Here is an 8,873-nt window from a genome sequence, read left to right as displayed (position 1 = left end):
TCGTCGATCTCTCCTTTTGGGACTAGGAAGGGATTCCGTCGGGCGACGGCCGGGCGGCAGTGCGCCCAAGCGGATCAGTTGGTGGGAAAGTTGTCGGGCGTGCGGATACGGTCGCGTACCCATGCGCCTGACGGCTTGAGGACACCGGTGCCGGTGAAGCTTGTCCCGGCGCAGGTTCCCGGGTTGAAGGCGGCGCTGGTTTCGCTGCTGTCGGAGAACGTCCATATGGCCCAGCTGATCTTCAGGCTGTTGAGCAGGTCGATCCATTGCTGGGAACTGGTGAAATCGTTGGCGCCGCCGCCCGTGCTGCTGACGGTGCCGAACTCGGTGACGAACAGCGGCAGGCGCGAGGCAGTGCGGCTGACGGTGGACCGGTAGGTGTTCATGTGGGAGGCGGCGTAGAAGTGGAACGCATACATGATGTTGGGGGCGTTGACTGGGTTGTTGATGACCTCGTTTTCGTTCGCCCCTTCGGATACGCCCAATGACGACCAGGCCCGGGTACCGACGATCACCACGCCGTCGGGATCCGCAGCTCGGATGACCGGGATGATCTGTTCGGCATAGCTCTTGATGCCGGCCCAGCTGACCCCGTTGGGTTCGTTGGCGATCTCATAGATGATGTTGGGTTTGTTGGCGTGGCGGGCGGCGATCTCGCCGAAGAAGGTGCGCGCCCGGCTCAGGTTGAAGTTGGGGTCGCCGGGGGTGAGGGTGTGGAAGTCGACGATGACGTACATGCCACGTGCCGACACCATGTCGATGAACTGGTGCACCAGGTCGGTGAAGCGGCGGGGGTCGGTCTCGTAGCCGCCCTCCTGCACATACATGGCCAGCCGCAAGACATCGGCGTTCCAGTCGGTGGCAAGCGCATCGAGCGAGGCATTCTTGATGCACTGGCTGAACCATTGCAGTCCGTGGGTACTCATCCCGCGCAGCTGGATCGGGTTGCCGTGCTGGTTGCACAGGTTGACTCCACACACCCGCAACTGTCCGTTGATCCCTACCGGGGTGGTGCCGCCGCCTGAGCCCGAGGTGGTGGCGGTGACCGAAGTGCTTGCCGCCGAACGGTTACCGGCCGCATCGCGCGCCCGAACGGTGAACGTGTAGGCAGTGTTGGCGCTCAGGCCGGTCACAGTGGAACTGGTACCGGCAACGGTGTTGGCAAGTGTGGCGCCTTGAAAGATCTCGTAGCCGGTGACGGCGACATTGTCGGTGGAGGCATTCCATGCCAGCGTCACACTGCTGGAGGTGACACCGGTGACGCGCACGTTGCCGGGCACGGTCGGCGGCTGTGTGTCGCCGGGTGCGCCGAGCCGGATCAGCTGGAACTGCTGGTTGGCGCCATTGAGGTCGGTGAACTGGGAGATGCGGGCGCCGTCGGCGGTGGACCATTCCCACACGTCGAGGGCCTTGTTGCTGTTGCGGTTGATCAGCCGCACGTGGGTGGGGTCGCTGTCGACGAGCCGGAACTGCTGATTGGTGGTGTTGGCGTCGGCCCATTGGATGATGTTGGCGCCGTCGCTGGTGGAGCGGCCCGATACGTCGATGACTTTGTTGCTCAGCGCCGAGCGCAGACGGTAGAAACCGCCGCCGGAGTCCACGAAGCGCCATTGCTGTGCCGTGCCGTCATTTCGTGTGTTTTGCACGATGCCTGCGCCGTCGGCGGTGGAACCGTTGGCGACGCTGATCGCCTTGCCGCTGTGCGCGGCGACCAGCACGTAGGTCGCGTTGGTGTCGACGGTGGCGGCGGAGGCGCCGTTGCCGGTCAGCACCCCGGCCGAAACAGCAATGAGGCTGGCTGTGACGAGCATCGGCCACTTGGGCCGCCGTCGTGAGGAAGAGAAAATCATATGTAGTGACATCGTTTGCAACCTTTCAAGCCGGACTGCTCAGGATGAGCTGGCGGGTCGCCCGCTGTGCCAGCCGCTGCGGGGGTCGGCTGGCACAGCGGGGACCTGGACCGGCGCGGCATCGCCGGGGCATTTGTGTCGAGCGTGAGGCAGGCGGTCACCTCAGGTTGGGCAGCTCGTCGCGGGTGATGACGTAGCTGTGGTTGTAGACCTGCTGCAGCAGCGAGATGGGGTTGGTGGAGGTGTTGGTGATCCAGGTGGTGTGCCAGGTGTTGAACAAGACCCACCTAGCGCCCGAGGACTGCAGCTGGTTCGGGTCGGGGATCGGCCCGTTCTCGTGCAGGGCAATGGGAATGGTGCTGCCGTAGATGTTGCGGGTGGTGTTGAACATCGGCAGCAGCGGGTTGTGGTCGCCGGCGTAGGTGTCGGCGCCGCCGAAGTCCACGTAGGCCTTGCCGGGGTAGAACGATGCTTGCGGCTGGCCGTTGTAAGGATGCAACCAGACCAGGTTGTGCAGGCCTTTGGTGCGCGTGTAGTAGTCGAACATGAAGCGCCACAACCGGATGTACTGGCCGCCGCCTTCCTTGCTCCACCAGAACCAGGTGCCGCCCGCCTCGTGGAACGGCCGCCAGATGACCGCTCCGCCCGCCGCTTGAACCTGTGCCAGCTGCGCGGCCGCCGCGTCCATGCGCTGCAGGAACCTGGTGTAGTCGGCTGTGCCCGGGGTGAGCGCCGCGTTGATGTTCGCCGTCAGCAGTGAGCCGTTGTAGCCGTCCTGCGACTGGTTGGGTGCGCCCATGTGATAGCCGACCATCGGGATGCCACCCGCGTTCCACCAGGCGACAGCCCGGCTGCCGAAGGTGGGGGAGTCGCCCATGTCCATGCCTCGGATCGCCGGCAGCCTGCCGGTATTGGACTGGATGTAGTTCATCTCGTAGTCCGGGCCGCCCACCCAGGTCGACTCCTGCTGACCGGAAAGGATGTGGTTGCCGTACTGGCTATACAGGTAGCACAACAGCCGGCGCGCGGCAGGGGTCGCGTTCGGATCGACCGGCTGCGCGTTGCAGGTGCCTGGAGGCGGGCTCGTCGTCACCGATGGAGAGGGCGCGGGACCACCGCTTTGCGACCACCGTTGGTTGGGCTGGCCGTTGCACGTCCACAACGCGACGACGGTGCCGTTGGCTGTGCCCTGGCCGGTGACGTCGACACACAGCTGCGAAGCGGTGGCGAGGATGCTTCCATCCGAGCGAAGGGTGAAGCGCTGATTGGCTTGACCGTTGCATGTCCAGATGACCAGCCGGGTACCCGGTGCGGTGCCCGCGTTGAAGGCGTCCAGACAGCGAGTGTCGCTGAACACTCGCAGCTCACCGGCGGCGTTCGCATTCCACGACTGGCCGGGCTGGCCGTTGCAATCCCAGATCTGCACCCCGGTGCCGGTAGCGCTGTTGCCGCCCACCACATCCAGACACCGGCTGGAACCGGCGCCGACCAGCCTGCCCACGGCCGCCGGCGCCGGCGTCACCACCACCAGGACCGCCACCATCGCGGCCAATGTCGCCGCGAGGGTTGTCGCCGCCAGCCGCCCCCGCTGGCGCACTGGCCCATGGGTTCCCACACTGCCAATCATCAAGCTCATGAGATTCTCCTGAGATTTGTCGGGTACGCCGCTCGGCCGCACCGCAAGCGGTGCAGCGTCTGACAAACGTGTGTGATCACGACGGCTCAGCGACGCGCCCGTTAACGCGAAGTGAAGGGACAACAGCAAACGCAGGTGCGCACTCCGTGCCGAGCGCGTCGCGACTTACATGCCCTGGGATCGAAAGATGGATCTCTGCCTAGCTCCCGATCGGAGCTTATAACGTTGCAATCGGCCGCACAAGCCAAGGACGAGGCATTGACGTGCCGTTGCCATCTGCTTAGGAGGACGCAGGACGGCGTCCTGGTCGCCGAGGCGGGCAGGTCGACGCGCGCACGACAAGGTCGGGCTGAAAGAGCAGTTCCTGATGGCGGTGGCGGGCATCGGACTCTGCCAGCAGCAGCTCCGCCGCGGCCCAGCCGAGCTGATAGCGGGGCTGGCGCACCGTGGTCAGCGCCGGCGACAACTCGGAGGCGAAATGCACATCGTCATAACCCATCACCGACATTTCCGTCGGCACGGCAATGCCGCGGCGGCGAAGCTCCCGCAGCACACCGACCGCGGCAGTGTCGTTGAAACACAGTGCTGCCGTTGGCCGCGGGGTGAGGGCGAGCAGGTGGTCCACGGCGTCGGCGTACCGGTCGGGGGCGGCTGGGCCGGGCATGCGGATGGTCAGCAGCACGTCGTCGGGAGCCAGGCCGGCGTCGCGTATCGCTAGCCGCGCCCCCTTGGCCCGGTCGGCCAGCGATTCCACTTCCGTGGAGACGGTCACCATCGCGATTCGCTGATGCCCCAGCTCGAGCAGGTGCTGCACGGCCAGCCGTCCGCCCCGAACGTTGTCCACCGTCACGGCGCACAGCTCGGTCTTGCCCCGGCGGCGATCCAACAGCACCACCGGCACACCGTGCCGGCTCAGGCTCACCAACCCGTCGAGCTTGCCGATGACCGGGCTGACGATCACACCGCGCACTCCCTGCTCGTCCAGCATGCGCAGGTAGTGCAGTTCTCGCTGCGGCTGCACATCGGTGCTGCAGGTGACCAGCAGGCAGTTGGCTTGCGCGAGCTTGTCCTCCATGCCGCGTACCACCTCGGCGAAGAAGATGTTGGATGAGTCCAGCACGATGCAGCCCACCACCGAACTCGGCGCACCGCGAAGCTGGCGCGCGGCGCCGTTGCGTACGAACCCGACCGCGCTCATGGCATCCTCAACCCGCTGGCGGGTCTCGGCGGCCACCACGTCAGGCCGGTTCAGCACGTTGCTCACCGTCGACATGGAGACCCCCGCCGCGGCGGCCACCTGCCGCACCCCGCCACGGCGAGAACCATCGTTGCCCACGGCCATCGCGCCTCCTCGCTCCAAAGTGTATTCATTGGCCAGACAAGGCCCTCGTCGCAGGATGCGGCGGCCGAGCACAGGCAGGGGCCCACCAGCGCATCAGGTCGACGCCCGGCAGGCACAGGAACGTTGTGCGGCGACCGGCGCTGTGGCGGACGGCTCTTTCCGGCCCTCTGTCCCCAGAGTCCGGATTGCCGAAGCCGTCAGCACTACATCGTCACCTTCGACGTCATATGACGCTAGAGCGCGTGCCCGGATGCGCTGAGAGTGGGAATTGACCACTCGAACAGGAAGGAAAGCATCATGACCGAGAGCAACATGCCGACAGTCGTTCTCGTCCACGGCGCGTTCGCCGACGCCTCCGGATGGTCCGGCGTCATCGAAAGGCTTATGGACGCCAAAATTGAGGTACGCGCCATTGTCAACCCGTTGCGCGGCATCAATTACGACGCGGCCTATGCCGCCAGCGTCTTCCAGCAGATTTCCGGGCCCGTGCTGGCTGTTGGCCACTCCTACGGTGGCGCGGTCATCACCAATGCGGGCTCCATGGCCGACAACGTAGTTGGGCTTGTCTACATTGCCGCGTTCGCCCCTGACGAGGGGGAGTCCCTGCAGGAGATCGAGGGTGGTTCCCGCGACAGCGTGCTGCCCACCGCGCTGCGTCAGTTCGATTACCCGCTCGGCAAAGACGGCGAAAAGGCGGGCGAGCTCTGGATCGACATCGCCCAGTTCCACGAGGCGTTCGCCGCCGACCTGCCGCCGAGCGTCACAGAGGTCATGGCACGGTCGCAGCGGCCGATCTCCGTCCTGGCCTTCGCGGAGAAGACGTCGGCACCGGCTTGGAAAAACCTGCCGTCTTGGGCCGTCGTTGCGACTGGTGACAAGGCGGCCGGCTCCGACGTGGTGGCGTCGATGGCACGGCGGGCGGGCGCCCGTATCACGGAGGTCGAGGCCTCCCACGTGCCGATGATGTCGCACCCAGATCTGGTCAGCGACGTGATCCTCAAGGCGCTGCACGAAGTCGCCTGACCCGTCGCTTGGCCCAAGGTCGCCGCCGGCCGGGCGGCGACCTTTACGCAGGAGGCAGCGAACTGAGCGCGTCGCGCAGGGCCGCACGCGTTTCGATGCCCAGCTTGGGGAATATGCGGTAGAGGTAGGAGCTCACGGTGCGGTGCGACAGAAACAGGCGCTCCCCGATCTGCCGGTTGGTGAGGCCGGCCGCCGCGAGGGCCGCGATTTCGTACTCCTGTGCGGTCAGCGGGCCGGTGTCGTGGGCCTCGCGCAAGGCGCTCAGCTCGCCCTCGACCCGGCTTGTCCATGGGGCTGCGCCCAATCGCCCGAAAGTCGCCAGAGCGGCCGTCAGCTGGACCCGGGCCGCAGCGGTGGCGTCGGCGTGGCGAAGCTGTGTCCCGTAGGCGAGCTGGACGGTCGCGAGATCGAACGGCCACTGGCCGATGTTCTCTGTGCTGAGTACGTCGTCGAACAACTCCACGATCCGGTCGGCGTCTGCGGTCATGGCCTCGCAGGCGCGGGTCACGAAATCCAGGCGGGGCGAGATCGCGGGCAGCCCGGCGGCACGCATCGCGGCGGCGTGGGCGGCCGCCTCCGAGCTGCGGCCTGTACGTGAAGCCGCCTCTACCAGGCCAAGGCACACCCACAAAGCCGTGCCCACGTGAGGCGGGAACGTTCCAGGCGGGCTGATGGCGATCGCATGGCGATAGGCCAGCTCGAAATCGGCTCGGCCGAGCGCGTCGACCATTCGGATGTGGCAGGCCCAGAACTGCGGCAGGTGCGCATGGCGAGGCGTACCCCAGCCCTCAAGCCGGTCGGCGAGCTCGATCACCTTGTCGTGATCCCCGCGCGCGGCCGCCAGCAGGCCGCCGAGGTAGCCGAAATTCTGGGCGAAGAGCCTGTGCCCGTTGGCTTCACAGGACTCGGCGCCGGCTCGGACAAGTTCATCGGCCTCGTCCCAGCGGCCGCTGAGAAACGCGTCCAAAGCTAGATTCCCGCGCGCGCCGATCGCCTGCGTGACCGCACCGCCTTCCCGCTCGCCGCGGATGAGCCGTCGCAACGCCTCCCGGCAGGCCGCAAGGCGGTCGACGAACACGGAAGCGGAGGTGAGCTTGCCCACCTCGTCCGGGTCGGCCTCGCTGCGCATCGCCAGCACCGCATCGTCGAGGCGGCGCAACGTAGGCGCGGTGACCCTTACGGGGTCGCCGAACGCCTCGGTCAGCAGCACGTTGCCAAGGGGCGCGGCCGGGGTGAGGCGGGCCAGCGTGGCGAGGTAGGCGGGCCACAGCTCGGCCCGTCCGCCCCAGATGCAGACCTGAAACAGCGTGTCGAGCGCGGCGATGACCGCGCTGTCGCCCGCGTCGAGCGGGCCGGGATAGTCATTGAGAGTGCTGACCACGAGCCGGTGAGCGGCGCCGATCTCCTCGTCGCCGTTGAGCATCAGGTAGGCATCGGCGGCGGCCGCATGCAGCGCGGCCCGCATGCCTAGCGGGTTGCGGCGTGCTTCCGCCAACAGCGACGGGACGCGGCCCACCTGCCAGCTCATGGTGCCGTCGATGAAGGCGGTCTCGGCCAGCCGGGCACTGCGCTTCTCGGGATCGGGCGTGAGCTGGGCAGCGCGCGCCAGCAGCGTGGCCGCATCGACCGGATCGCCGCGCAACCTGATCCGCCGTGCGCTCTGTTCCAGCGCAGCGGCGACTTCTTCGTCGGGCTCAGCGGTCGCCTCGGCCAGATGCCAGGACCGGCGATCGGGCTGATCGTGCAAGGCGGCAGCGAGGCGCTGGTGCTCGACCCGGCGCTCGGCCGCGGTGGACAGGCCGACCACGGCAGACCGGATCAGTGGGTGACCGAAGATCACCTGTCGGCTGGTGTCGTCAATCCGCACCAGGCGGGCGCGTTCGGCCGGCCCCAGCTGGTCGAGCAGCTGCCCGCCGGTCGCTCGCTCCAGCACCGCCAGCTCAGCCGCGCCGGAGAGCACGGCGAGCAGCAGCGCGGCCCGTGTCTGCGCGGGCAGCGGTGTCACCCTCACGGCGAATATCTCCTGAAGCCGGTCGGTCAGCGGCAGCACGCGGGGAAGCGATGGCCAGGCTGTGTTCTGGATGCCCATCAGCGCGTGCGGCAACTCCAGCAGCGCAAGCGGGTTGCCCTGGGCCTCGTCGAGCATGCGACGGCACAACACCGGCGCGAGCGTCGGATACCGCAGCCGCAGCAGGGCATCGGCCGCCTCGGCGGGCAGGGGTCCCAGCTCATGGCTGGGCAGGCTGGCAGGCTCGAACGCGCTTGGCACACCTTTGCGCACCGCGGCCAGTACGCCGACCCGGCTGCCTGCCAGGCGGCGCACGACGAAGCCGAGCACTGAGGCGCTGTACCTGTCGATCCATTGAATGTCGTCGACCACCAGCACTAGCGGCCTGTCGGCCGCCTCGGCGCGGATCAGATTCAGCGCTGCGCGCGACACCTGCCCCGAGTCGGGCGGATCGCCTTCGGTGACGCCGAGCACCACCGCGAGCGCGTCGCGCTGGGCGGAGACCAGCCCGCCGAGCCCGGCCGTCATCGGGGTGAGCAGCTGGCCTAGCCCGGCGAAGGTGTTTGTTGCCTCGAACTCGACGCCTTGCGCCCTTACCACCCGGGCGCCCGATACCTGCGCCCGATCGGTCGCGGCGTGCAGCAGAGCCGTTTTGCCGACCCCGGTCTCCCCCTCGAACAGCAGCGCGGCACCGTCCCCAGCAGCTTGCTGCAGGAATTGTTCGATCAGGCTGAGCTCTTCCTCCCGGCCCACTAACTCCGGGCGGTGAGCCGCCGCGCCAACCGTCACTCACGCTCCTTGCCTGGTCGTCGCCAGACCGGTGCCAGCCCGGTCCTGGGCCGCTATTAACGATAGCCACGGTCCTGACGGCGAAACAGACGATGGGTGTGCACAGCGCATCTCGCGCACTGCGATGGCACAAGCGCCGCCGGTGTAATCGCTGCTGATCCTGGCCGACACCAGCCCGGACATCTCGTGCCCGCTTTCGCGCCGGCCACCCTGCGGTGGCAATCG

Annotated in this window: 5 protein-coding genes; 1 reads left to right on the top strand and 4 read right to left on the bottom strand. The window is 67.4% G+C overall.

The annotated features are described in order from the left end of the window. Nucleotides 1-74: 74 nt before the first annotated feature. The 3 genes from Rhe02_RS32525 to Rhe02_RS32515 form a co-directional block, all read right to left on the bottom strand. Nucleotides 75-1,811: a cellulase family glycosylhydrolase gene (locus Rhe02_RS32525; RefSeq protein WP_239124200.1), complete on the bottom strand. Its 1,737-nt coding sequence runs from the start codon at nucleotides 1,809-1,811 to the stop codon at nucleotides 75-77. A 196-nt stretch (nucleotides 1,812-2,007) separates the two neighbouring features. After that, complete coding sequence (locus Rhe02_RS32520; protein WP_203912256.1) at nucleotides 2,008-3,486, bottom strand: glycosyl hydrolase; 1,479 nt, start codon at nucleotides 3,484-3,486, stop codon at nucleotides 2,008-2,010. Nucleotides 3,487-3,766: 280 nt separating this feature from the next. Beyond that, nucleotides 3,767-4,828, bottom strand: a complete 1,062-nt coding sequence (locus Rhe02_RS32515) for a LacI family DNA-binding transcriptional regulator (RefSeq protein ID WP_203912255.1) — start codon at nucleotides 4,826-4,828, stop codon at nucleotides 3,767-3,769. Nucleotides 4,829-5,125: 297 nt separating this feature from the next. On the opposite strand from Rhe02_RS32515, the gene Rhe02_RS32510 reads away from it, so the two are divergent. After that, nucleotides 5,126-5,851 carry an alpha/beta fold hydrolase gene (locus tag Rhe02_RS32510; RefSeq protein ID WP_239124199.1) on the top strand — a complete coding sequence of 242 codons (726 nt, stop codon included), beginning with the start codon at nucleotides 5,126-5,128 and terminating at the stop codon, nucleotides 5,849-5,851. Nucleotides 5,852-5,894: 43 nt separating this feature from the next. Here the strand turns inward: Rhe02_RS32510 and Rhe02_RS32505 are convergent, their stop codons facing one another. Then, nucleotides 5,895-8,648 (bottom strand): ATP-binding protein, encoded by a 2,754-nt coding sequence (locus Rhe02_RS32505; RefSeq protein WP_203912254.1) that lies wholly within the window; start codon nucleotides 8,646-8,648, stop codon nucleotides 5,895-5,897. Nucleotides 8,649-8,873: the final 225 nt, after the last annotated feature.

The sequence above is a fragment of the Rhizocola hellebori genome (assembly GCF_016862955.1).
GTDB lineage: Bacteria > Actinomycetota > Actinomycetes > Mycobacteriales > Micromonosporaceae > Rhizocola > Rhizocola hellebori.
The sequence above is the reverse complement of the archived record's forward strand: the minus strand, read 5'-3'. Positions and strand labels throughout refer to the sequence as shown.